We start from the raw sequence: 23,329 nt of genomic DNA on the forward strand, positions 1-23,329 counted from the left end.
CCACGGCCTTGGAGCGCATCGCGTCCCATTGCGGATACGAGCAGCCGCTCCGAGGCAGCGTCCAAGCCTCATCCAGCCGCTGTCGCTGCCATCAAGGCATTCCACACGCTGGCGTGGCTTTCGATTGAGTCATGCGTTGTCTACGTGCTCTACAAGGGGTGGTCGGGCGCACTGACAGACGAGTTGGCATGGCTGCGGCGGTGATAGCGGGCGAATCTCTGGTGTTCGCCGGCAACGGATTCCGGTGTCCGCTCACACAGCTCGCCAAACACTACGGGGCCGAAAGCGGCGCGGTGACGGACATTTACCTTCCGAAATGGTTCGCCCACAACATGCCGGCCATCCACGTTCCGCTGCTGATAGTCATGGCCTACCTGCATATCCGGAACTACCGACGCCGATAGGCGGCTGTCCGGACGCCTTCAGGCATGTCAACGAAGTGCCCGGTCAGATCGAAGCGTCCGGTGAGGGGTCTTCCCTGGAAAAACCGCCCGGGAACCGGGGGCTTCCGGTCCATGACAAGTCAACCGCGGAATGGCAGACTCGGCTAAATGATGCCAGCACGAAACCTGGGCCGACTCTCAGCCCCCGCAGCGCTCACTTGCGTTGTGGGCTGCGGATTCGCATTCCGGCGCCTCCAACTCCGCTGGGGTTCCACCCCTGAGGAACTGGGCGGCCGGCTGCCGGGTGACGACTTCATCACTCACGCGGGCCTGCAGGCAACACGGTCCATCACCATTCATGCTCCGGCTGAAAAGGTATGGCCCTGGCTGGCGCAGATGGGCCAGCGCCGGGGCGGGCTCTACAGCTACGACTTCCTGGAAAACCTCGCCGGCCTGGACATCCATAGCGCGGACCGGATCCACCCCGAGTGGCAGGACATCAAGGTGGGGGACCCGGTTCATCTGGCACCCACGGACTCCTCAAATCTGGAGGTGGGGCTCCTTGAACCGGAAAGGACGCTTGTCCTGCGCATCCCCCCGAGTCCAGCACCCGGCCCCTTCGACTTCACCTGGGCCTTCATCCTCCAACCAAAACCAGACGGAACCACCCGCCTCGTTGTCCGTGAGCGGTACGCCTATCGGCAGTGGTGGGCCCGGTTCCTGGTCGAGACCGTGGAAGTTGCCAGCTTCGTCATGTCCCTGCGGATGCTCCACGGGATCAGGAGCCGGGCCGAGGGAAACTTTGAAGGGAACAAGCCCGCCGCCGAAGATGAAGCGGCGAAAGACGAACCCGCGCCCGTGGTAAAGCCCTAGGCAGTTCCCTTCTCAGCACGTTCATTCACTCCAAAAGGTTTCCAGTGACCCGAAACCCGGTGCGGCCGCGAGCCGCGCGCGCCGGAAATCCCGTCACCGAAACTATTCACCGAAACCGCCCAAGGTCGGAACCAGGTTCCGGCCCTTTTCGGTGTCAATAAATGGCGGGCTTTTCGGGGCTCTAGATGTCACCCTTTGTGTTCGTTTGCCGATCCTTCACCGGGCGGGGCTTGAGTCCAGGAGCAGGGCTGGGCCGCCCATGACACCACATGAATAAGTCGCGATATCCGTCTTGACCAGAATCGAAGTCACAGTGATCTGTCCCGGGCCGGGTTCGACGATGTAAATGTCGGCGCCACCGGCGGTTTTCCCGCGCAGGCTCAGCCCGTCCAGAGTACGGGTGCTTGGTGCAGGGTTCGGTCCGCAGTTGAAGTCACGACCGGCGAACTGGACCTTTGAGGGCACCTCCTTGGGCCACAGCGTCCAATCCGAGGTCATCTGGTGGACGGTCCAAAGCCGCACTCCCACAGTTCCTAGGCCGACAAGAAGGACGGCGCACAGTGCCCAGATTGCAATTCGTTTCCCCCGCATCATGTCGAAATCATTCTTGGGCGCCCGTGGGAAGTCAATATGTCGGATTCGGGACCACGGCATGCCAGCGCCTCATCCCGGGGAGGGAACCCTGACCGGTCGGGACCTGGTGCCCGCGCGTCCTCTTGAACATCACCCTGCGGCGACTTCAAGCTGAGGAGTGAGGGCTAGGATCAAAGCGAATTTAGATGTGACGTCGGTGCAGATATTCAGCGGGGTCGCTGAATGAAAAATGGTAGTTACAACCGCCCTCCTCTTGGAGTGCCTAGCGGTGGCGGTCTGGATGTTATCTGAGGGGGATGAAGTGATATTTTACTGGCCGTTTATTCCACTTGCCGCAGGCTTTTTAGTATTGGCGGGTTGCGCCCTGTACGCGAGATCGAAGCGACAGACAAGGGGGGACCATATCAAGGTCCTCGCACCATCTTCCTCTTCCTGTTGCTCGGGATAGGCCTCCTTATTTACTCGTTGGTCGGTTTTCTGACATTGTCGGCAGGGAGATAAGCAACCGCTGCACGTAACCCTGACCGGACCAAACCTGGGCCTCTGACGCACGGGCCCAAAGAATTCGATTCGTCCTGCCCAGGGAATTAATGCACGGACTAGGATCAAGGCATGGCAGCCGACATGCAGAAGCCCTCGCCTCCCGGAAGGTGGGAAAAGGCGCTCACTCGGTCGTACTGGTGGATTCTCTTCGTTGGCATTTTGGTCTCCAGCATCATCCTCCGCGAACCACTTGGCTTCTGGCCCTCAGTTGCACTCACTGTCGCCGTCATGTGTGCCTTTACACTCGTCCTCGCGCGACTGGCAACGTCGGAGAGGGAGGCTCGTCTCCTCCGGGACGTAGAGCGCGGACTCATCGAATGCGCAATCCGCTACCCCAAAGCTCTCCCCGGTTCGCTGAGCAGCAGGTGGGAACGGGGATTCGCCGAAGTGAACAACGGAACCATCAAATTCCAGCCTGTGTTTGGCGAGATGGGTTCCCCGACGGGGTCGGTACGAAAGTTCGGCGAGCTGTCCTCCCACGGATTGGTCGATTTGCCCCGGAAGAAGCCGGCCGAGCTCAAACGGTCCTGGAAAATCGCAGCAATTGGCACAGACAAAGGAGAGCTGGAAGTAGCCACCGGAGAGGCTGGTCTCACCCTACTTTCTCGCCATGCCGTGTGAATCGCAGGGGTACTTGGCGTTGTTCTATCAGCGGTAAACGGCGGGTGTCCGTTTGAGGAACCCTGACCGGGCAATCCGAGGGTCCTAAAGGGATCGACTAGCGGGCGATTGCTCAGAGCCGGTGCGATGTCGCTTAAATGGTGCGTTCCGTTTTTACGATGTCTTCCGCCGGCGGGGCGTAGCTGAGCGAGGCGGAGCGGCGCGGAGATGGGCGGCTGCCTGACCAAGGATGCGCGCGAGATCGTCGACGTCACCGTCGGAAAGAGCCGCGAACAGCAAGCTGTGAACGGCGTTGATATGGCCGGGGAACACTGTCGCGAGCACGGTGCCGCCAGCCTCGGTGAGTGCCAGGACGGTGCTGCGTTCGTCATTGGGCGAGGGCGAGCGGGCAACCAGCCCACGGTGTTCCAACAATTGCGCCTGGTACGTCAGTCCGCTGCGGCTGTAGACCACGCCGTCGGCGAGATCCGTCATGCGCAGTTGCCCATCCGGAGCATCGCCCAGGCGAGCGAGGAGCTGGAACTGGACGTAGCTGAGGTCCCCGGCATCACGGAGCTGTTTCTCAACTGCGTGGCGCAACAAGGTACTCACCTCGGTGAAAGCGAAGTACGCCCCGAGCTGCGGGGGGGGTCAGGGACGTTGGCGTTTCGTTCATGCTCCCATCATAGATGGTTGATTCGAGTTCGAAGCAGTGGTACCTTGGCATTATTGCTTCGAACTCGAAGCACACGATGAAGGGAAAGATCATGAAGGCAGTGCAGTTCCACGAGGTGGGCGGACCCGAAGTGCTCCAGTATGTGGAGACCGAGCAGCCGGCGCCGGTGGCTGGGCAGGTTCGGCTGCGTGTTGCGGCGTCCGCGTTCAACGCGGCTGACAACGGAATGCGGGCAGGGTTCTTGCCGATCCCGGTGGTGCTGCCGCATGTGCCCGGCTACGACGTCTCCGGCACCATCGACGCGGTCGGCGAGGGAGTCGAGGGCGTTGCGGTCGGTGATAGGGTGATCGGCTTCCTGCCCATGGAGCGGGACGGCGGCGCGGCGGAGTATGTGATCGCCCCTGCGGATGCTGTTGTGGCGGCCCCGACGAACATCTCGCTGGCCGACGCCGCGGCGCTGCCCTCGGTGGCGTTGACCGCCTGGCAGGCGCTTTTCGATGAGGGCCGGCTAGAGGCCGGGCAGCGCCTGCTCATCGTCGGTGCGGGCGGTGTCGTGGGCAAGTACGCCATCCAGCTCGCGAAACGCGCCGGCGTGCACGTCGTGGCGACCGCGAGCCCGCGCAGCATCGACGCTGTCCGCGCGGCAGGTGCGGACGAGATCATCGACCACATTGACGCCGACCTGCTCAGCGCCGTAGATGGGCAGGTCGACGTGCTGCTCAACCTCGCTCCTATCGATCCGGAGCAGTTCGTCGCGCTTGTTGCACTCGTGCGCGATGGCGGCATAGTGGTCAGCACCACTGCCTTCATGGCGACTCCGGGTGACGAGAGGCGTGGCGTGCGCGCCGCCACCGTATTTGTCCGCCCAAACCGTGAACGCCTCGCCGAACTGGCGTCCCTCGTCGACGACGGGAAATTAACCGTCGAAGTCACCCGCCGCATCCCTCTCGCCGAGCTGCCTGCCCTCCACGCCGAGGCCAGCGCGGGCCGCGTGCCCGGAAAGGTCATCATCCTTCCCGCCTGATCCATACAGCAGGAACCGGGTGACCCCCAAATGATGCCAAACGCACCAGCGGGGGTCACTCTGTGTCAGAACCTTCACTTGGACGTCGCCAGGGCCGGGAACTCCCGTCCCACGCCCACCAATAGTGCCCACCGGTGCCCGCAAGCCGGTCGATCACCGCGCCCTTGGTGCGCGTTAGCCGAACCCCTACCGGGACGGCTCGCGGCGACCGGTGTGCGCTCGAGCAGAACTGTGAATCGGGGGTCGGGGACCATCTCGCGGAAGACTGGCGCTAAGCCGTCCCCGGGAGTCGCCGAACGGTAACGTTCGTTTGCCTTACTCTTCTGCTTTTGAAACGTTTCCGCAGGTCAGCAATGCGGCGCCTCCGGCTCACCATGGTGAGCGAAGATTCGGGGGCGTCGCGTTCTGCTGTGGTCACGCGGTGAACCGCGGTGTGAGACTGGTCGTGTTCGTTGCGGTCGACCCCGAATCCTCTGTAGTGCCTGGGAGCCTGTAGGTCAGCATGGGGGTGGAGGGCTTCCACGGGAACCGTGGATTGGTGCCTTCGAGCCCGAGCGTCAGACTTCTGAATCTCCCTGCCCTCCCCGCGACGGACACCGAATGATCCGTCGACGGGAAGCAGGTGGCAGTGATGGAAGTGGTGCATGGCCGGTGTGCTGGTCTGGACGTGTCCAAGAGGGACGCCAAGGTCTGCGTCCGGGTCGCCGGTGTTGGTCGTCGCAAGACTGTTGAGACGGTCACGACGTGGGGCTCGACCACGAACCAGGTCCTGGCCCTGCGTGAGCATCTAATCGCCGAGCAGGTCACCTGTGCGGTGATGGAGGCCACCGGGGACTACTGGAAGCCGTTCTACTACCTCCTTGAGGACGCCGGGTTCGAGGTCATGCTGGTCAACGCCAGGCACGTCAAGAACTTGCCTGGCCGCAAGAGCGATGTCGCCGACGCGACGTGGCTGGCCCAGCTTGGCGCACACGGCCTGGTGCGTGGGTCGTTCGTGCCCCCGGAGCCGATCCGCCAGTTGCGCGATCTGACCCGGGCCCGGACCGCGATCACCCGGGAACGTGGCCGGGAGATCCAACGGCTCGAGAAGTTGCTCGAGGACGCCAGCATCAAACTGTCCTCGGTCGCCTCCGATATCACTGGCGTCTCCGGACGGGCGATGCTCGAGGCGATGATCGCGGGCCAAGACGACCCCGCCGCATTGGCCGACCTCGCCAAGCGGCGGCTGCGCTCGAAGATCCCGGCGTTGACCGAGGCGCTGAGCGGCCGGTTCACCGAACACCACGGTTTCCTGGCGCGGGTACATCTGGACCTGATCGACCGGCACACGAGGGCGGTCGAGGACATCACCGCCCGGATCGAGGTGGTGATCGCACCCTTTCAGGGATTCCGGGACCTGATCGCCACCATCCCCGGCATCGGCCCCCTCGTCGCCGACGTCGTCGTCGCCGAGACCGGCGCGGACATGACCAGGTTCGCCACCGCCGGGAACCTCGCTTCGTGGGCCGGGACCACGCCGGGTCACAACGAGTCCGCCGGACGAGTCAAGTCGACCAGGACCCGGCCCGGAAACCCCTATCTCCAAGGAGCGCTCGGCGCTGCCGCGATGGCGTGCGCACAGAACCCCGGCACCTACCTCGGCGCCCGCTACCGCCGAATTGCGTCGCGGCGAGGCCCCATGAAAGCCAACGTTGCGATCCAACACACCATGCTCATCGCGATCTGGCACATGGGCCGCTACGGAACCCTTTACGAGGACCCCGGTGCAGACTTCTTCACCCGTCTCCACCCCGAACGCGCCAAGAACCGCGCACTCCACCAACTCGAGGCCATGGGCTACCAGGTCACCCTCGATCGGACGGGTTAACAAAACGCGGGTCCCCTGACGAGGAAGGGAATCTTCGCGTCAGAGCTGTAAAGCATGCCGTGTCCGGGTCAATGTAAGGCTTACGGGCGTTTGGGTGGCTGCTCATGCTGAACAAGGCGACCTTCCCACCCCGGTAAGGGAAACCGCTCCAACTTTGGTCATTTTGATGCTTAGCGCTACTTTTCCGCGCAGTGGTCCTCGACCCCCGATAATCTCTGCGTAGTCGGTCGCGAATGGAGTTCTCAGGTGGGCATAGCATTTGAGCATGAGATCCCCTTCCCAACGGCCGGCCTCCAGACGGGTTTCGACCTCGGCAGGCCGTTGGCTGATCATGGTCATGTTGCGGATCCTTGATCCCTGCCCGGTGCGGGTGCGCCAGCGGGTCTTGCGGATCCGTCGACCGGTACGCAGCTTCATGGCATATCGCTGATGCAGGCCGTGGTCCTCACGCAGCAGCAATGCCCTATAGATCGTTTCCGGGCATAACCGCATCGTCTGGTGATCGGGGTAGGTCTTCTTCATCCACCCGCAGATTTCGTCCGGAGACCAGAAACGGTTGAGCTTGCGTTGCACGAGAGTGCGCAGCCGGGCGTTGGCTACGAGCTTGTGCACTTTGGGTCGGGCCCGTTGCAGCCGGGCGTCATGGTCGGCAGTGCGGGGCAGGTAGAGGCCCTGAGCGTCCCGATGACGGTCCAGTTCCCGTTTGATCGTGGAGGCGTGGCGGCCAAGTTCCACGGCGATGCGCCGCATCGAGTGCCCCAGCCGCAGCAGGTCCGCGATCCGCAACCTCTCCCGCGCATCAAGGTAGCGGCCCGCGGTTACGGCCGGCACTGTGATGGGTGGAATCTTGAAATTGCTGGCTCGACGCAGCTGCGTCCCCGTTCGTCTGTGCATACCAAGAAGTCTGCATGCTTCTGCGTTGCTCACCCCGTTGCGCATCAGCTGCCAATACTTCTCGGCCCGTGCTGCACGGTGCTGCTGCGCCTCCGGGAGCACCGCACCGAGCATCTGGTCTGCATCCCGGCCGGAGGAGAGAAAAGCGGCGTGCTGCGCCGCCGTCGCCGCATTCTGCTGTTTCGATAGTCGCGATAATCGTTCGCGTTCGAAGTTCAGACAGAGGCGATCCGTCAGGCGCAACTGGCCCTGGCACCGGCTAACGGTCACTTTGGACTGACGCAGCTGGTCGAAGCGACTTTGCATCCACCGATACGCGGTCGAACGGCTCACTCCCGCCGTCTTAGCTGCCTCCCCAAGGCTCTTCCCCCGATCAAACGCCGCCCAAAAGCTGGCCTCCTCGTCGACGCCAACTCGAAGATGATGGCGGTCTTTGACGTGGCCGACGTCCGCTTCCCACGCCAGCAGCCGGGCGGTGGTGAACCCCAGCTCCGCCGTCGTCTCGCCGGAAGTCTTGCCGTTGCGACGCAGGCGCAAGTATTCCTCGCGAAGCCAACGGTAGCCGACCTCTTTATCAATGCCAGCATGTCGGGCGGACGGTTTGAGACCATGCCCTTGCTTTACCGAGGCAAGAAACCGGATGCCTGCTGCTGACGAGGAACTGAGATACATGTCGAACCACCTTGAAAGAAGGTGTTGCTTCGATCAACAGAATCCGGGGGGGTGTCCCTATGTTTTTTGTCAAGCGTTGGGCCCCGGTTTTCTTTGCAAGTGGTGTGACCTGTTTGTGGGCAGAGATGCATGGCCAGCGGTGTGTCGCCGCCAGCTGACAGGCCAGGCCGTTCAGGCGCTTTGAGTCCCGGGTGCTTCGTATAGGGTGCCGTCGCGGAGCATTGCGAAGAGGACGTCGCAGCGGCGCCGTGCGAGGGCGATGAGGGCCTGGTTGTGGCGCTTGCCTTCGGCACGTTTGCGGTCGTAGTAGGCCCTTGAGAGTGGGTCTTTGAGCGCGGCGAAAGCGGAGAGGAAGAATGCCCGTTTGAGGCTTTTGTTGCCTTTTTTGGAAGGATGGTCGCCGCGGATCGAGGTGCCCGACCGCCACGTCACCGGGGCCAGTCCGGCGTACGAGGCAAGATGGCCGGCGGTCTTGAATTCCTTGCCCGCAACTTCGGTGATGATTCGCGCTTCCGTCCTGACCCCGACCGCCGGAATGGAGGTCAGGACGGTGTGAAGAGGGTGGGCCTCCACAAGCGCTTCGACCTGGGTGAGGATCTCGTCCCGGGACGTTCGCAACTGCTTGAGCATCGCTGCCAGCTGCGGCAGGACGATGCCTGCGGCGTTGGTGCCGGCGACCACGACGGTCTGCTCTCCCAAGGCGGTGAATACCTCGGCAGCCCAGGCCTTCCCGGCCCGCGGAGCGTGGCGGGACAGGAGCGTGGCGACCCTGTTCTGCCCGGCCTTGCGCAGAGTGGAGGGCGTGGGGTACTTGACCAGCAGCTCGGCCATGGCCGGGTGGTCCAAATGCATGCCAATGACCCGTTCCAGAGCCGGATGGACCTGCGCGAGCAACCCGCGGATCCGGTTTGAGGTGGCCGTGGCCTGCTTGGCCAGGTCATCATCAAAACCACACAACATCGACAGCTCCGCGGCCTGCTCGTCGGCGACGACGATGGAGCGAAGCGTGTGCGGCAGGGACCGGGCAGCCTCGGCAATTATCGCCGCGTCCCGGGCGTCCGTTTTGGCCTCGCCGGGGTGCAAGTCAGCGATGCGCCGCATGGCCAGACCGGGCAGGTAGCCGACCATAATGCCCTCTGCCTGTGCCACGGCGACCGGCAGGGCACCAATGGTGGAGGGCTGGTCAACGACCAACAGCACGCGTCCCTTGCCCGCTACGGCCTTGATGATGGAGCGTAATTTGGCCTCGTCCTGGGGCAGTGCCCGGTCGAGGATCTTCTTGCCCTGGCGATCGATGGCGACCGCGTGGTGATTGCTCTTGCCGACGTCAACACCGATGAAGATGTCGACGAGTTTATGGTCATTGATCAACGCAGACCTCCCAGAATTTGTGTCCGTCAAATCTGTGTTGGCATGTCCCGCGGCGGCAAGGCCCGGCATCCACGTTACGGCTGACCTACGCGGTGCTTCCTTGCGCTGGTCCGGTCCCCATTAGCGATCCCCTGGCGCCTATCGAATCCCGGTGACAACACCCCCCGGATCATTGATGACTGGGGGAATTAATCATGCCGGGACCGACAGGCCAACAACCCCAATTCTTACTCGATAAGGGCTACTAAGAAGGTAACGGGGGATTACGGCAACCATGTTCCCTATGACTGGAATGAAGATCGGTTACGCCCGGGTCTCGACGAACGACCAGGACCTTACCGCCCAACGCAATGCCCTCTTTGCTCTGGGTGTAAAGGAGGCCCAGATCTTCGTCGATCACGGACTTACGGGAGCGAATCGGGTGCGCCCTGGGCTCCGTGAAGCGATGGCGGCGTGCCGAGCCGGCGATACGCTCGTGGTGACCAAGCTCGACCGGCTGGCGCGCTCCCTTTCTGATGCCAGGGACATTGCCGACGAGCTGACGGCCAAAGGGGTAGTGCTTAGTCTCGGCGGCAACAGCCACGACCCGACTGACTCTGTAGGCCGGCTGCTGTTCAACGTCCTTGGAATGGTGGCCGAGTTTGAAGCGGATCTGATCCGGATGCGGACTCGCGAAGGGATGGCCGTCGCAAAAGCGAAGGGGCGGTTGAAAGGCAAGCAGCCCAAATTGTCCAAGACTCAGCGGAAGCACCTTCTGACACTGCACGACGCCGGCGAACATACGCAGGCCGAACAGGCCGAGCTGTTCCGGGTGTCCCGGACGACGGTGTACCGCGAGCTCCAACGGCGCACCATCTGAAGACCGACGCGGTGCCGACTTGGAACGCCAGATAGCGCTGCAAAAAGAACGCCATTTAGCGTTGCGATTCACAGACATCCAATGAGCTTCCGCAGAGAATCTGGATTATCACGAACGACCGTTCGTGAGAATGCCGCGATGATTGATCGCGCCTCCGGCGTGTCTTGTCTTGGTTGGGAATGGCGGTTTCGGTGTCGCGTACGCCGAACCGTTTGCGGGACGCGGAAGGCTCCCCGCGTCGGACTCACTTTTGGCGCTAACTCGGAAGCGATGCCGCATAGAAGAGGCGGTTTGGGGCCTCGCTGTCGGATCAGCCTTGGTAAAGGGCTGTTATTGCGGCGGCAGCGTCCCGAATGACGGCCCGCGCCTCGGGCGGGCCCGTGATGTGAAGGTGTGCACCGAATTGCAGCAGCTGACGTACGGACTCCACCTGGTCGTAGACCACGGTGATCTCGACCTGTTCCGCGTCCAGTGGCCTGGTGCCAGTGAGCCGGGAGCCTAGGATCCGTCGAGCGAGGGCAAGCCGGTTCTTCGACAGCGTTGCGGTAATTGTGATGCCGTCCCGGTTTTCTACCGCCGCGCTCAAATCACGGCTGACACTGGCCAGCGTTGCATCTGCGCGAAGGCGCCGAACCTCTGGCAGGACCTGCCAGCGCTTGAGCCTTTGCAGCGAAAACAGCCGAGGCACGCCGCCGACATCGGCCACCAGGTACCAACGGCCGCCCTTCGCCAGGAGACCGTACGGGTCAACGGTGTGCCATGAGGCCCCCTGTTCGGCACTTCTCCGATAGTGAATCCGCAAACGCCTGCCTGGCTGCAGGTCTCTGGCGAGTTCGGCGACGCCGGCGACGCTTGGCGCCGGGCTAAACCATGGAGTGTTGTCGACCGTAATCAACTCGGACAACGGCAGCTCCGACTGCCGGGTCAGAGGCCGGCGGGAAGCGAGCTTCCGTTGGGCGCTGCGCGTCAGTGAGTCGATGCCAAGTTGGCGCGCTTGCCCAGGGTCCAGACCCAGAAGTTTCAGGGCATCGACCTCTGTGGGACTGAGTTTGGACACATCCAGCTGTGACCCAGGAAGCAGGACGACGCCGCCGTATCGGCCACGCTCGGCGAACACGGGCACATCTGCGTCCGCCAGAGCCGTGACGTCGCGCAGCACCGTCCGGACCGACACTCCCAGCTCCTCTGCCAACTCAAGTGCCGTCATGTGGTGGCGCGTCTGGAGGAGCAGCATCATCGAAAGCAGGCGTTGGGATTTCATCCCATCAGTATCGTCGAATACCGGACAAGAGGTGTCATGTAATGGTGGCAGGCTTGGTGCATCCGAAAAACGTCAACCAAGGAGATCCCATGGCAACACCGAACCTGTTCCTCATCTACGTCACCGATGTTGAACGCTCCACCCGCTTCTACGCGGATCTGTTCGAAATGGAACCTGCCGCCGTCACTCCGCGTTATGTCCCGTTCGAGGTGGCCCCGGGCGTGCTCTTCGCCCTGTGGTCGGGCCGCGGCGACACTGTCACGACGGCGACGCCGCGAACCAGCGAGGTGGGGCTCATGCTGCCAGGGTCAGCGTCCGGAGTCGATGACTGCTTCACCGCGTGGACGGCCAAGGGGGCCACCGTCATCGAAGAGCCGCACGACGACGTCTTCGGGCGCACATTCGTGGTCGCCGACCCGGATGGCAACCTTATTCGTGTCTCTCCGATCGACTAAACCGGAGCACACAGGCAGGCTCCGTTGAGCAATTCTGCATCTGGAAGGCTAGAGAGCCGGGCCGGATCGGTTACTCGGCCCGGCGCCTTTTCACGGGCGGACTGCGGCCATCCCTAGATACCGGTGCGGATACGTCCTGGACAACGTCGAAGACGGGTATTGACGCGCCCGGCCTGCCTCAAGATGAAGTGCGAACACTGATGCATCGAGATGCAGCAACGGCTAAAAACCGGTCCCCGGAACTTCCCCGGTGAGGGGAAATTGCTACCCGGCATGCCCCAGGTGATGACCTTGCGTTTGCCGGCGACCGCGTGACCTTGATCAAGGGATTCCGCTCGGCAGACACGAAGGGTCGTCTTTTCTCGAGTTCAGGCCGTGGCGGCACGCTGACCAGTCACGATGTCTGGATGGAGAAATGCTTCCGCGGAAGGGAGAGTCACCTCGACGTTCGTCGGTTCCGTGCGCTGTGGTGGGAGCTAAGGGAGCTGCCGCGCGCTGGGCTGTGATGACATCGAGTGGGAGGCTGGCTGCAGCCGACGTTACCCTGGAGCCCAACAGTGACCCGCGGGCTTTCAGAACTGGAAGACACGAGGGAGTGGGCATCGCAGAAGCTCAACCAGCGTTGCCCACTGAACTGTCTGGGTACACCAGCTCGAACACGTCCACCAGCTTCGGAATGTCGGCCGAACCCGGCAATTACGAACTGCACTTTTATCTGCGAAGGACCATCCGAGGCCGAGTAATCGGTGTTCACCTGGGCAGGTGCCGACGTTCTCGGCCCACTGCAGGTCTCCTGCAACGGGGACGTTTTCAAGGCGACCGTGCAGCTGGGCACCAAGGGAGCAGATCTCAGGATGGACCCCGGCAGCGGCCCAGACGGCCGCTACGTATCCAGGCTCGTTCCATCCGCGTAGCCTCGCCAGTGAACGGGAGCCCTCAAGCCCTCCGAGGTCTGATGACCAGCCCCACGACGGCTGCCAGCGCAAGGGCGGAGAGGATGGTCGCCGACCAGAACCCGGCCCGCCCGCCGGTCAGGAAGTCGCCGGGGACAGCGAACGCCGCATAGGTCGAGGCCACGATGGCCAGTCCGACGGCGCCGCCAAGTTGCTGCATTGTCTGGAAAAGCCCGGAGGCGGACCCTGCGTGCTCGGGTTCGACGTTGCGAAGCGCGAGCGTCGTGAGCGGCATGAACGTCATGCCGGCCGAGATTCCCGTCAACAGCAGGGCAGCCATGACGACCACGAAGGGGGTGTCCGGACCCAGCTGCGTGAGCGGCAGGAAGGCGACGACGCGAAGGGCGGCGCCGATGATGACGAGGCGGACGGCCCCGAAGCGCTCGACCAGCCGCGGGACGATTCGCGACATCGCGAAGATGCTCAAGGGCATCGGCAGGAAAGCCAGGCCCGTCACCATCGGCGAGAGGTGCAGATCGTCTTCGAGGTACTGGACCATGAGGAAGAACATCGCAAGCATCCCGCCGTAGGTGGCCGCCATCGCAGCCAGCGCCGCCACCCGGCTCGGGCTGCGGAGCAGTTCCGGGCGGAGCAGGGGGTGGGCCACTCTCCGCTCGGTGATGGCGAGCACAGCGATCAGCGCCGCGCCGACCACGAGGCCGCCGATCGTGCGGGGACTGGACCAGCCGACGTCGCCCGCTTGGATGAGGGCCCACACGATGGCGACGGCGCCGCCCGTTGCGGTCACCGCTCCGAGCACGTCGAAGCGCCCGGGTCTCCGGGGAGTTTCAGTGATAAGGCGCGGCACGGCAATGAGAACGACGACGCCGATGGGCACGTTGATGAAGAGGGTCCACCGCCAGCTGGTGAGGTCGGTGAGCAGGCCGCCGAGGATGAGCCCGAGCGCTCCGCCCATCGAGGCGATGGCGGAGAACAGCGCGAGCGCCCGGTTCCGCGCGCCGTCGTCCCGCGCGCTGGTGGTGATGAGCGCGAGCACGCTCGGGGCGGCGAACGCGGCACCGAGGCCTTGGAGTGCGCGGGCGATGACGAGGAGAAGGGGTGAGGTGGCAAGGCCGCCGAGCAGTGAGAAGAGCGTGAAGGCTGCGACGCCCACCAGGAACGTGCGGCGGCGGCCGAAGACGTCTCCGATCCGTCCGCCGAGCAGCAGGAGGCCGCCGAAGGCAACGGCGTAGCCGTTCAGGACCCAGCTGAGCTCGGCCCGGGTGAAATGGAGGTCGGTGGCGATGTGGGGGAGTGCGACGTTTACGACTGTCGCGTCGAGGACAAGCATGAGTTGGGCGAGCATGACCAGCCAGAGGCCGATGCTGCCGGCGCGGCGGCCGGATGTAGCGATCCCGGCGGTCGCGCGTGTGGCGATTGTGGATGTCATGGGGTGGTGTCCTGTTCTAGCCGATGGGCTGACGTACACTAAGAGGAGAGAAGCTCCGGTTAGAACTATACGGAGACACTCTCCGTTTGGCAACCATGTTTTGAGAGGTGTTACTTTGCGCGCTGACGCTCAACGCAACCGCGACCGGATTGTGGAGGTTGCACGTGCGTCCTTCCGCGCCAAAGGCTTCGACGCCGTCTCGATGGACGAAGTCGCTAAGGGGGCCGAGGTGGGCCCCGGCACGCTGTACCGGCACTTCCCGACCAAAGAGTCGCTGTACGACGCGGTCCTTGAGGCCTGGGCGGAGAAGGTCAACGCGGCGGTAGACAGGGCGCTTTCGCTCGACGCCCCCGCGCGGGAGCGGCTGTTGACCTGGCTGACCGACTATGCGGCGATGCTGACAGAACACAAGGGTGCAGCCGCGCGGATCACTGCTGCGCTGGGTGATCCCGGGTCTCCATTCGCGGCAAAATGCACGACCTACGTCAATGCGAACCAGCGCTTGATTGACGCCATGGACTCGGCCCTTCGCCCGGGGGTCGAGGCAATGCAAATCAGTCGGCTTGTCGGCGGTGTGGCTGCAGTCGCAGACAACAGCGCGCTTCCCGCCGACTCAGTGGCATCGATGCTCGCAATCGTCGCCGACGGACTGCTCGCTCCCTGACCGTTTCAGCGAACGCATTCGAGGCCGGACTGTTCTGCTACAACGACCGCATGGCCATGGGCGCCTACCGGGCAGCGGCAGAACTGGGTCTCAGGAATCCCGAGGACCTCTCGGTGGTCGGATTCGACGACCGGGAGCTGATCTCGCCAAACCTCCACCCCGGCCTTTGCGCCTGGATTGCCCGCTGATGGCCTGCGACTCCATCGCGGCGCCCCGGCGCTGAGCCGCCCCACCCACAGGCCGGACGGGTCAGCCTTGGTGCGCTCGGGTGACGAAGTGCTCTACTCGGCGGTCAGGAGCCAGCCAGATCAGAGCCACCACAGTGTAGACCGCAACTCCCAGCAGCGGATGCACGATGCACAGCCCAATGCCGGCCAGATAAATCAGTGGGGACGCTTTGCCTTTCCAGTCCCAGCCAACTGCCTGGGCAAGAGCACCTTCCCGACCTTGCTGCCGGATGAGCGACTGTTGCAGGATGTAGTACGCGATCGCCGCGCAGAGAAGGTTGATCCCGTAAACCAGCACGGGTACCTGCACGAAGCCGGACTCATCCACCCAGCGGGTGCTGAACGGGAAAAGCGAAATCCAGAACAACAGGTGCAGATTGGCCCACAGGATTCTGCCGTTGACCCGGTCAGCCAACTGGATCATGTGGTGGTGGTTATTCCAGTAGATTCCAACGTAAACGAAGCTGAGCAGGTAGCTGAAGAATGTTGGCAGGACCATCCCCAGGCCATGCCAGGTCGGTTCCTCCGGCACTCGCAGTTCGAGCACCATGATGGTGATGACTATGGCCAGCACGCCATCACTGAACGCCTCCAGGCGGTTCTTATTCACCGGACTCCCTCCATCTGAGCATCATCCCAATCGAGGCAGGTGATAGCCAAGCCCCGGGCGTCAAGAGTCGTGCACGGCGCAGTTCATTTCAGGGGTGTTGCAGGCACCGGAAGTTCGAGCTCATCAATATGCTCGATTGCTCGCTGCTGCCTTAATGACACGAGCGGACATACATCATCGAATCGTCATCCAGGTCGCCGAAACGGTCGCGAAGGCGGCTACTTCCCCATGTTTCAAGGGTTTTCTGAACTGGCATGCGCGGGTATTCATTGGACGGGAGTAGACGGCCTGGACTGAGATTTGAACTGGGGATGCTGTTGGCCCGGTTATTCGGGACGGTGTGTGGGGTGGGACCATGGGAGAATCCGTGTTCGCGATTAGGGGACCTCAGGGAACCGACGCTCTAGAACTGGCCCGGCTCCAAGTCTCCTCCTGGAAGGAGACTTAGGCCTTGTGACCCTGTGGCCGTGTTCGGCGGCGCTGGAATTCAAAGAAGGTCAGGAGGCCGCAGGCTCAGCGGCCAAGCTCGGTGGAGAGCCGATGCTTGCCAGGGATGTTTAGGGCAGACTGGTGGCGTGAGCGGAATCCAGTGGGTGCTGCACGTCGATCTCGACCAGTTCATCGCGGCGGTCGAAGTGCTCCGGCGGCCCGAGCTTGCGGGAAAGCCGATCATTGTCGGCGGTCGGGGCGACCCCACCGAACGAGCTGTGGTGTCGACCGCATCCTACGAAGCCAGGGCCTTCGGTGTGGGTTCCGGAATGCCTCTACGCATCGCGGCCCGGAAAGTGCCCGACGCCGTGATCCTGCCCGTCGATCAGGAGGCTTACCTCGCGGCGTCGGACACGGTGATGGCGACACTGCGCGCGCAGCCCGGCGCGACCGTGCAGGTGCTGGGTTGGGATGAAGCCTTTGTGGGCATAAAGACCGAGAATCCGGAAGCCTACGCCCGGCAGGTGCAGGCCGCTGTCCTGGAGCGAACGCAGCTGCATTGCAGCGTGGGCATCGGTGACACCTTGGTCCGAGCCAAGGTCGCTACCGGTTTCGGCAAGCCGGCCGGCGTATTCCGTCTCACTGCCGGGAACTGGCTCGACGTCATGGGCAGTCGGCCCACCAAGGACCTGTGGGGCGTCGGAACCAAAGTGTCGGGCCGGCTGGCCAAACTCGGCATCGACACAGTCGCCGAGCTCGCCGCGTCCGACCCCCAAGACCTGGTCCCGGAGTTCGGCCCCAAGATGGGTCCCTGGTACGCGGAGCTTGGACGCGGGGCCGGCGCCAGCGTTGTGGACGACACCCCGTGGGTTGCCCGCGGGCATAGCCGGGAGACCACCTTCCAGCAGGACCTGACCGAGCCCGCCCAGGCGGACGACGCCGTGAGGGAGCTGACAGCGCGTGTCCTTGAGGATGTTGTGGCCGAAGGGCGGCCCGTGGTTGGGCTGACCCTGAAGGTTCGGTACGCACCGTTCTTCACCAAGACCCACGCGACGAAGATTCCCGAGACATTCGACCGGAACGAAATCCTCGCGCGGGCCTTGGACCTCGCAGCCGGAATCGAAGCGGGCCGTCCGATCCGTCTCCTAGGCCTGCGGGCCGAAATGGCAATGCCCGACGATGCCCGAAAGGGACATACGCCTACGCGCGGCGGTTGGTGACGGCGTCGCTCCCTTCCTTACCAGTGCGGATGAATCGCTTCGCGGAAGTAACGGTCGTAGACGTCCAGGGCGCCGGTGGCAAGCCCGCCGCCGACGTCGTATATCGCTCCCGCCGCAGCGTCATTGACAGGAACCTTAAATACCAGCAAGCCCAGAATTGAAGTTGTCCCGGGGGCGCCGGGCTCTACTCCGGTCCGGGCCGGACGCATAGAATCACTGCCATGGGCACTTCAAAGTCGGGACCGAAAGCCGAAGTTCTGACCGTGGAGGATTGTTGGAAATATCTGGCGTCCTCCTACATCGGCAGGCTGGCGGTCATCAACGGAACGACACCCGAAATTTTCCCCGTGAATTTTGTGCCTGTCGAGAGGACCCTTGTGTTTCGGACTGCCCCGGGAACAAAGCTCCGCTCCTTGCTTGCGGGGACTCCTGTTGCCTTGGAGGCGGACGGGCTGAATCTCTATGCCACCGAAGTTTGGAGCGTCGTTGTTAAGGGAATACCGGCGCTTATATCGGACGGCGACGTGAATTTCGAGATGGCGGGGCCCGATCGTGAACCTTGGGAACCGGGTCTCAAGGAGCATCTGATCCAGATCAGGCCCACGGAGGTCACCGGGCGTAGGTTCGCCGTTCATGCTCGAACGCGGTGGTGGCCGCCTCTGGATTTCTCCTCGGAATGGACCTAGCGGCGGCGCGCGCCAGCCGCGGTTTCCGACGGTGAGCATTCCTTGCCTGCGGAAATTTTGGGTTCGGTGTCTGCGCCGGTTGCGTTTCTCTGAGAGTACTTTGTGGCGGTTAGGGTTCCGGGGTGTGCGTTTGAAGTTGTTTGAACGTGTCGGAAAGCCCGCGGCTGAAGGCGTCCAGGTCGGGGAGGGCCTGTGTGTCGGCGACGATGACGATGTTCAGCTGGCCTGAGTAGGAAAGCACGCTGATGCCAAGGGGGATATTGCCCTGAACCACACCTATTTGGAACATCTCCAGCACTTTGGCTCCGGCGAAGTAGAGGGGCGTCGGAGGGCCGGGGAGGTTGCTCAGCAGAAGGTTCACCAGCCGCTGATGGAACATTGCCCGGACCATCCATCGCTGCAGGAGGCGGCTGCCGGGTTGGTACGGCGGCTGGAGGCGCTGGGCCGAGGTCGCTCTGGCGATGCGTTCGAGCCGTCGCACCGGGTTTGGTTCCCCGACCGGTATGGGCACTATTCGCACGCCGACGCGGTTTCCACTTGTGGTCTCGCCGGGGCCGCGTAACGACGCTGCGACGGAGACCTTGAGCTCGAGCTGCGGTGTCAGCTCGCCTCGGGTTGCCAGTAACGTCCTGCACCCGCCCGCGTAGGCGGCCAGCAGAAGGTCGGTGAGCTTCGCACCATACTGATGGGCGAGGGCTTTGGTGGAGGCGAGGTCGCTCCGGACGAGGATGAGGCGGCGACGGGGACCCACTGGTTCGTTCAGCGACACGGCGGGAGCGCGGCCGGCCCGGGCCAGGGACAGCATTTGCTGCCCGCCCGTTGCGATGAATGCTGCCAGGCGCCCCGGATGGGCCAGGGTTGTGAGGACTCTGGTCAGCGCTCGTCCGTGATCGTGGACGTTGCCCGTGAAGAGCTGCCAGTCACTTGGCCTGGGCTGGATTTCCTCAGGTATCGCTTCCGGCACGGGGATCTGGCTGTCGGGGTCAAACAGGGCGGCCAGCAGGCTCTGTGCGGCCAGGCCGTCGGCTGCTGCGTGATGGAGGCGGATCAGGAGAGCGACGCGGTTCCCGGTGAGCCCGGTCAGCAGCCACATCTGCCAGAGGGGCCGGGAGCGGGGCAGCGCTGGTTGGTTCAGCTCGGAGCAGAGGGCGAGGAGTGATGCCTCGTCACCCGGGGCTGGCACCGGGCAGGCGTTGACGTGCAGGGCAATGTCGAACGCGGGGTCCTCGTTCCAGAACGGGGGACCCAGGCCGAGCCGGGGCCGTGTCAGGAGCTGGCGAAGCCTCCGGCTCTGATGCGTCCGGCGTTCGACGTGTGCACGGATGTCTTGCAGGCGCAGCTGCCCGTCTGAATTGAGGAGCCGCCCGGCGTCCAGGAAGGCCAGTGCTGCCACGTGCATCGGGGACCCCTGATCCTCTGTTCGCAGATTACTCACGTCCAGGGGCGAAAGGCGTTCAGGTCCTTCCCGTGCACTGCCTGTTCTTGGGCCCTTCATGTTCAGCTCCCTAATCCAATCAATGACCAGCAAATCGTGGATACCTGCGCCAGGAACAGTAGGGCGCCGAGGTTCGCGCCCCGGGCTCGTTGTGCGCGAGGATCTTCCTGCCATAACGAAGATGTATCCCAGTATGCGGTTTGCCGCGATCTTAGGGGGCGTCTATCTCCATCGTCCAGGCCGTTGGTGTTCTTGGGTTCTCCGACGAACCCCAGGAAAGGCGGGGGAAGGTGGTCTGTGCTCACTGTGGGGCCGGCAGGTGTGCCGTTGTCGTCTTGGCCTCGCCGGGGCGCAGTTTGCTCAAGTGCAGAATTCCGAGGACAAGGAAGAGCAGCGACAGCGCCATGCACCGGCCAAAACGCGGCCGGGCCCAGCTCGGCATCAAATGGCGGCTTCACGAGTTCGCCCACTGCCAGGGAGAAATTGAGGGTGAAGCCGAGAATGCAGATGCTGGCGGCAAACGATCCCGAGCCCAAAGAGGAAGACCATGCCTTGGCCGCTCATCGCGCTCTTTGTGGCGGCTTTGCAGTCAGGTCTCGGTCACGGCCGCCGCAGGTGTGCCGGGGAAGACTGGAGGCTGCCAGATCAGTCGTACCGAAGAGGCCTAAGCGTTTGGTGGGCAGCCCCGGCTTGGTCATAGATGCCCGCCCGCGAGCGCATAGTAGCCGGGGCTCTTGCACGTCATACGACGCCAGGGGTAATGGTTCTGCCGGCAACATGAGGACTCACCCCGTACCACCCTCTCCTGAAAAGGTGCGGCCATCCACAGGCGTTGCTGTACGTTCCTCGTTCACGACACCTCTCGCCAATGGCCACAAAAAGGTCCTACCATCCGCCAGACGTCAGGCGTAATCTGGACGGAATCCACATTCGGGAAGGCCAGGGAGGAAGGCGGCGGCCGTGAGCATCAAGGATGAGTGGCAACGGATCGACTCCGAGACCAGGACATGGCTGCTGGAAAATCCGGGGTCCCTGACCATACCCGCCGCTATGTCGGCCAAAATCAGCACAGACGACCACGGGGACATCGCTTATGACCCGCACGGGCAGGTTGTTCTCTCCCCAGCCGACCACGATTTCATCCGGGAGAAAGCGGAGGCCGCCGGAACAATCCGCGTCCCCGCTGCGACGGAATACCGGTTTTTCGATACATCACCTTTGCCGGTAATCAGGAATGCGCCGGCTGGAAGGCATGCCGCAACTTCGCCAGATGGGCCTCAGTAGGATACTGCATTGGGCGCTGGCATCCTCTTTGCTGGCGCCGGCAAACCTGCAGAGATGGTCTCCCCGTATGCGTCGTTTGCATAACACGCGCAGAATGTTGGCCCGGCTGCGGGCTGGCTGGCGACTGTTCTGTGCCGGACTGCCTGGGCGCTGGAGCCGGAGCCGCACTGACGCCGTGCATCCAGGAAACGCGGCTAACACCGTCACGTGAAGGCCGCATGCGGCAGACAAACCTTCGGCCGGTATCGGAGGCCTCTGGGACAACAGCTTCAGGAGCACGTGGACCGATGGTCATCTGGCCATCGTTTCGTGGGCCACACTTAGCACGTGCGTACTCTTGGTGTTGAGGAAGAATTTCTGATTGTTGATCCCCACGATGGTGGCCCGCTGCCGATAGCAGGCGAGGTGCTGCGTCTCCATGATCTGGGTCGTGCGGCTGAGGCACCTCCCTCGTACCCGATGCTGGCAGTTGAGCTCCAGCAGGAACAGCTCGAAGTCATCATCGGACCCCACAGCAGCCTGAGCGGGCTGGCCGCCGAAATACGCGCTGGCCGCTCTTACGCGGACTCGCTGGCCCGGAAAGCAGGTGCAAGGATCACGGCCCTCGCCACGTCCCCGTTGCCGGTCCGCCCCCGGCACACCCGTAACGCCCGCTACGACGCCCTTCTGGATAAGTTCGCGCTGACGGCCCGGGAGCAACTGACATGCGGATACCACGTCCACGTTTCCGTCGGCTCGGATGAGGAAGGTGTCGCGGTCCTGGACCGGATCCGGTCCTGGCTCCCGCCACTCATGGCGTTGAGTTCGAATTCGCCGTTCTGGAACGGCGCCGACAGCGGTTATGCCAGTTTCCGCACGCAGGCCTGGAACCGGTGGTCCACGGCGGGTCCGACGGACCTGTTCGGCTCGGCAGACGCGTACCACTCGCTGGTGGAGCGCCTGTCGGGCACCGGGGTAGTCGCCAGCCCGGATTTTGACGCCCGGTTATCCGCCCGACACCCGACTGTAGAGATCCGTGTGTCCGATGTCTGCCTTGAAGTCCGGGACGCTGCCCTCATCGCGGCGCTGGTACGGGCGCTAGTGGAGACCGCGGCCAGGGAATGGGAGGCCGGACACGCGCCGGACATGGTTCCCACGGCGATCCTGCGGCAGGGAACCTGGTTGGCCAGCCGGTTCGGTATGGACGCAAACCTGCTCCACCCGATAGCTCACAAGCCGGACACCGCCGGAAATGTGGTTACCGCACTCTACGACCACGTCCGGGACGCGCTCAACGAGTCTGGGGATACAGCCTTCGTAGAGGAGTCCCTGCGCCGGATCCTGGACCAGGGCACCGGCGCCTCCTGGCAGCGGCAGTATTACGAACGTAGCGGCAGCCTCGCAGATGTGGTTGCCCACGCCACCGGCGTTACCCATGGGGAAACCGACAATCACCACCCACGAAGGGAACGGTTGCTGGCCAACGCAGAGAACGCGAGCCGACGTTCGGACCTGGTCGCCCTCCGGCACTGATATGTCCTGCACCGACCCGCGCGAATCCGGCCGGTCAACCACACGGTCGCCCTTCGATTTCCTGCGTCAGGGCAAATCGCCAACAGAGTTTGGAACAGGCTCTCAGTCCTGGAGTAACAGCAGCGTAAGGACGCGGCACCGGCCGTTGACCGCGTGTTGCGGCGTGAGTACTGTGAGTCCACTATCCATCCGCGCCGTGGAGGCAGCAATGGGCGGCAATTCCAAAAGCAGCACTGACTACGAATTCCTGGCCGTCTGGCGCGTCGCGGGACCCCGCATGAAGGGTCCGCCGGCTTGGCTGGCTGCCCAAGCCCGCCTTTCCTGCAGACCACCGTTGGGCGATGGCCCCCGGCCAGGAAGCCCTCGCCCGCCCACGTTTGCAGGCCGATACCGCCGGCCGAGGAGTACAACGCATGCCTGACGAAAACAAGGGCGAGGTCCGCTGGTTGCCGCAGCCTGAGGAGCAAGATTATCCGGGCGCGGCGGACTATCTTTCCTTACTCGGATCCGACGACGTCGTTGCCACCATTGTCGCGTCGCTCATCGTCGCCCCCATTCAGCATCGCAAGGCCAAGGACATTCTCCGGGCCGCGAGGCTGGTGCTGCTTCCCGAGGACAACGCCCACGTGGCCTCGGACCTGAAGAAGATCAAGGAAGGCAAGAAGCTCTCGCCTATCCTGATGGTCAGGGGTGACCTGGTCCGGGGCATTCCCGCGCAGGTGGCCGATGGCTACCACCGGGTGTGCGCAAGCTACTACACGGACGAAAACACCGACATTCCACTCAAACTGGCTGACGCGGCCCCGGTAACCACCGCAAGCCAACCGCAATGCCGGTAGAAGGAGGA

The 23,329-nt window shown here is 63.4% G+C and carries 22 protein-coding genes and 1 pseudogene; 14 read left to right on the forward strand and 9 right to left on the reverse strand.

Features of this window, described 5'->3' with window-relative positions; translation table 11 throughout:
• Nucleotides 1-188 precede the first annotated feature (188 nt).
• Together FCN77_RS26835 and FCN77_RS11525 are read left to right on the forward strand one after the other, a co-directional pair.
• On the forward strand, nt 189-404 hold the full coding sequence (locus FCN77_RS26835; protein ID WP_254678955.1) for a hypothetical protein: 216 nt from the start codon (nt 189-191) through the stop codon (nt 402-404).
• 147 nt (nt 405-551) lie between these two features.
• The gene (locus FCN77_RS11525) at nt 552-1,256 is read left to right on the forward strand and encodes an SRPBCC family protein (protein ID WP_175417237.1); all 705 of its coding nucleotides are present in this window, start codon (nt 552-554) and stop codon (nt 1,254-1,256) included.
• A 216-nt stretch (nt 1,257-1,472) separates the two neighbouring features.
• Here the strand turns inward: FCN77_RS11525 and FCN77_RS11530 are convergent, their stop codons facing one another.
• Nucleotides 1,473-1,778 carry a hypothetical protein gene (locus FCN77_RS11530; protein WP_254678956.1) on the reverse strand — a complete coding sequence of 102 codons (306 nt, stop codon included), beginning with the start codon at nt 1,776-1,778 and terminating at the stop codon, nt 1,473-1,475.
• A 684-nt stretch (nt 1,779-2,462) separates the two neighbouring features.
• On the opposite strand from FCN77_RS11530, the gene FCN77_RS11535 reads away from it, so the two are divergent.
• On the forward strand, nt 2,463-3,014 hold the full coding sequence (locus FCN77_RS11535; RefSeq protein ID WP_137322373.1) for a hypothetical protein: 552 nt from the start codon (nt 2,463-2,465) through the stop codon (nt 3,012-3,014).
• 153 nt (nt 3,015-3,167) lie between these two features.
• On the opposite strand, the gene FCN77_RS11540 is transcribed toward FCN77_RS11535, so the two are convergent.
• Entirely contained in the window at nt 3,168-3,605 is a 438-nt protein-coding gene (locus FCN77_RS11540) for a MarR family winged helix-turn-helix transcriptional regulator (RefSeq protein ID WP_175417238.1), read from the reverse strand.
• A gap of 155 nt (nt 3,606-3,760) precedes the next feature.
• Here FCN77_RS11540 and FCN77_RS11545 point away from each other — a divergent pair, with 155 nt between their 5' ends.
• A complete protein-coding gene (locus FCN77_RS11545) occupies nt 3,761-4,693 on the forward strand; it encodes an NADP-dependent oxidoreductase (RefSeq protein ID WP_137322374.1) in 933 nt (310 codons plus the stop codon).
• Between the two features lie 631 nt (nt 4,694-5,324).
• The gene (locus FCN77_RS11550; RefSeq protein WP_137322375.1) at nt 5,325-6,560 is read left to right on the forward strand and encodes an IS110 family transposase; all 1,236 of its coding nucleotides are present in this window, start codon (nt 5,325-5,327) and stop codon (nt 6,558-6,560) included.
• 102 nt (nt 6,561-6,662) lie between these two features.
• On the opposite strand, the gene FCN77_RS11555 is transcribed toward FCN77_RS11550, so the two are convergent.
• Together FCN77_RS11555 and FCN77_RS11560 are read right to left on the reverse strand one after the other, a co-directional pair.
• Entirely contained in the window at nt 6,663-8,126 is a 1,464-nt protein-coding gene (locus tag FCN77_RS11555; protein WP_137322376.1) for an IS30 family transposase, read from the reverse strand.
• A gap of 171 nt (nt 8,127-8,297) precedes the next feature.
• Nucleotides 8,298-9,497, reverse strand: coding sequence for an IS110 family transposase (locus tag FCN77_RS11560; RefSeq protein ID WP_254678593.1), 1,200 nt, complete (start codon nt 9,495-9,497; stop codon nt 8,298-8,300).
• A gap of 283 nt (nt 9,498-9,780) precedes the next feature.
• On the opposite strand from FCN77_RS11560, the gene FCN77_RS11565 reads away from it, so the two are divergent.
• A complete protein-coding gene (locus FCN77_RS11565; RefSeq protein ID WP_217496281.1) occupies nt 9,781-10,356 on the forward strand; it encodes a recombinase family protein in 576 nt (191 codons plus the stop codon).
• Nucleotides 10,357-10,666: 310 nt separating this feature from the next.
• Here the strand turns inward: FCN77_RS11565 and FCN77_RS11570 are convergent, their stop codons facing one another.
• Complete coding sequence (locus tag FCN77_RS11570; protein ID WP_137322377.1) at nt 10,667-11,617, reverse strand: YafY family protein; 951 nt, start codon at nt 11,615-11,617, stop codon at nt 10,667-10,669.
• Between the two features lie 89 nt (nt 11,618-11,706).
• On the opposite strand from FCN77_RS11570, the gene FCN77_RS11575 reads away from it, so the two are divergent.
• Nucleotides 11,707-12,072 (forward strand): VOC family protein, encoded by a 366-nt coding sequence (locus FCN77_RS11575; protein ID WP_137322378.1) that lies wholly within the window; start codon nt 11,707-11,709, stop codon nt 12,070-12,072.
• 936 nt (nt 12,073-13,008) lie between these two features.
• Here the strand turns inward: FCN77_RS11575 and FCN77_RS11580 are convergent.
• Complete coding sequence (locus tag FCN77_RS11580; RefSeq protein WP_137322379.1) at nt 13,009-14,415, reverse strand: MFS transporter; 1,407 nt, start codon at nt 14,413-14,415, stop codon at nt 13,009-13,011.
• 115 nt (nt 14,416-14,530) lie between these two features.
• Here FCN77_RS11580 and FCN77_RS11585 point away from each other — a divergent pair, with 115 nt between their 5' ends.
• Entirely contained in the window at nt 14,531-15,079 is a 549-nt protein-coding gene (locus FCN77_RS11585; RefSeq protein WP_137322380.1) for a TetR/AcrR family transcriptional regulator, read from the forward strand.
• Nucleotides 15,010-15,267: pseudogene (locus FCN77_RS25945) on the forward strand (substrate-binding domain-containing protein); the annotation flags it as partial. The gene FCN77_RS11585 and the pseudogene FCN77_RS25945, both read left to right, overlap by 70 nt.
• A gap of 61 nt (nt 15,268-15,328) precedes the next feature.
• Here FCN77_RS25945 and FCN77_RS11595 read toward each other — a convergent pair.
• Nucleotides 15,329-15,916, reverse strand: a complete 588-nt coding sequence (locus FCN77_RS11595) for a TMEM175 family protein (protein WP_137322382.1) — start codon at nt 15,914-15,916, stop codon at nt 15,329-15,331.
• Nucleotides 15,917-16,509: 593 nt separating this feature from the next.
• Between FCN77_RS11595 and FCN77_RS11600 the strand changes: the two genes are divergently transcribed.
• Nucleotides 16,510-17,565, forward strand: a complete 1,056-nt coding sequence (locus FCN77_RS11600; RefSeq protein WP_137324744.1) for a DNA polymerase IV — start codon at nt 16,510-16,512, stop codon at nt 17,563-17,565.
• A gap of 17 nt (nt 17,566-17,582) precedes the next feature.
• Here FCN77_RS11600 and FCN77_RS27375 read toward each other — a convergent pair whose 3' ends face one another.
• Entirely contained in the window at nt 17,583-17,714 is a 132-nt protein-coding gene (locus FCN77_RS27375; RefSeq protein ID WP_302647412.1) for a hypothetical protein, read from the reverse strand.
• Between the two features lie 72 nt (nt 17,715-17,786).
• On the opposite strand from FCN77_RS27375, the gene FCN77_RS11605 reads away from it, so the two are divergent.
• Entirely contained in the window at nt 17,787-18,251 is a 465-nt protein-coding gene (locus tag FCN77_RS11605) for a pyridoxamine 5'-phosphate oxidase family protein (RefSeq protein ID WP_137322383.1), read from the forward strand.
• A gap of 109 nt (nt 18,252-18,360) precedes the next feature.
• On the opposite strand, the gene FCN77_RS11610 is transcribed toward FCN77_RS11605, so the two are convergent.
• Nucleotides 18,361-19,650 carry a wax ester/triacylglycerol synthase family O-acyltransferase gene (locus FCN77_RS11610; RefSeq protein ID WP_254678957.1) on the reverse strand — a complete coding sequence of 430 codons (1,290 nt, stop codon included), beginning with the start codon at nt 19,648-19,650 and terminating at the stop codon, nt 18,361-18,363.
• A 996-nt stretch (nt 19,651-20,646) separates the two neighbouring features.
• Between FCN77_RS11610 and FCN77_RS26320 the strand changes: the two genes are divergently transcribed.
• The 3 genes from FCN77_RS26320 (at nt 20,647) to FCN77_RS11625 (ending at nt 23,321) form a co-directional block, all read left to right on the forward strand.
• On the forward strand, nt 20,647-20,970 hold the full coding sequence (locus FCN77_RS26320; RefSeq protein ID WP_217496283.1) for a hypothetical protein: 324 nt from the start codon (nt 20,647-20,649) through the stop codon (nt 20,968-20,970).
• Nucleotides 20,971-21,297: 327 nt separating this feature from the next.
• Nucleotides 21,298-22,482, forward strand: coding sequence for a glutamate--cysteine ligase (locus FCN77_RS11615; protein ID WP_137322385.1), 1,185 nt, complete (start codon nt 21,298-21,300; stop codon nt 22,480-22,482).
• A gap of 413 nt (nt 22,483-22,895) precedes the next feature.
• Nucleotides 22,896-23,321, forward strand: a complete 426-nt coding sequence (locus FCN77_RS11625) for a hypothetical protein (protein WP_137322386.1) — start codon at nt 22,896-22,898, stop codon at nt 23,319-23,321.
• Nucleotides 23,322-23,329 lie beyond the last annotated feature (8 nt).

The sequence above is a fragment of the Arthrobacter sp. 24S4-2 genome, from assembly GCF_005280255.1.
GTDB lineage: Bacteria > Actinomycetota > Actinomycetes > Actinomycetales > Micrococcaceae > Arthrobacter.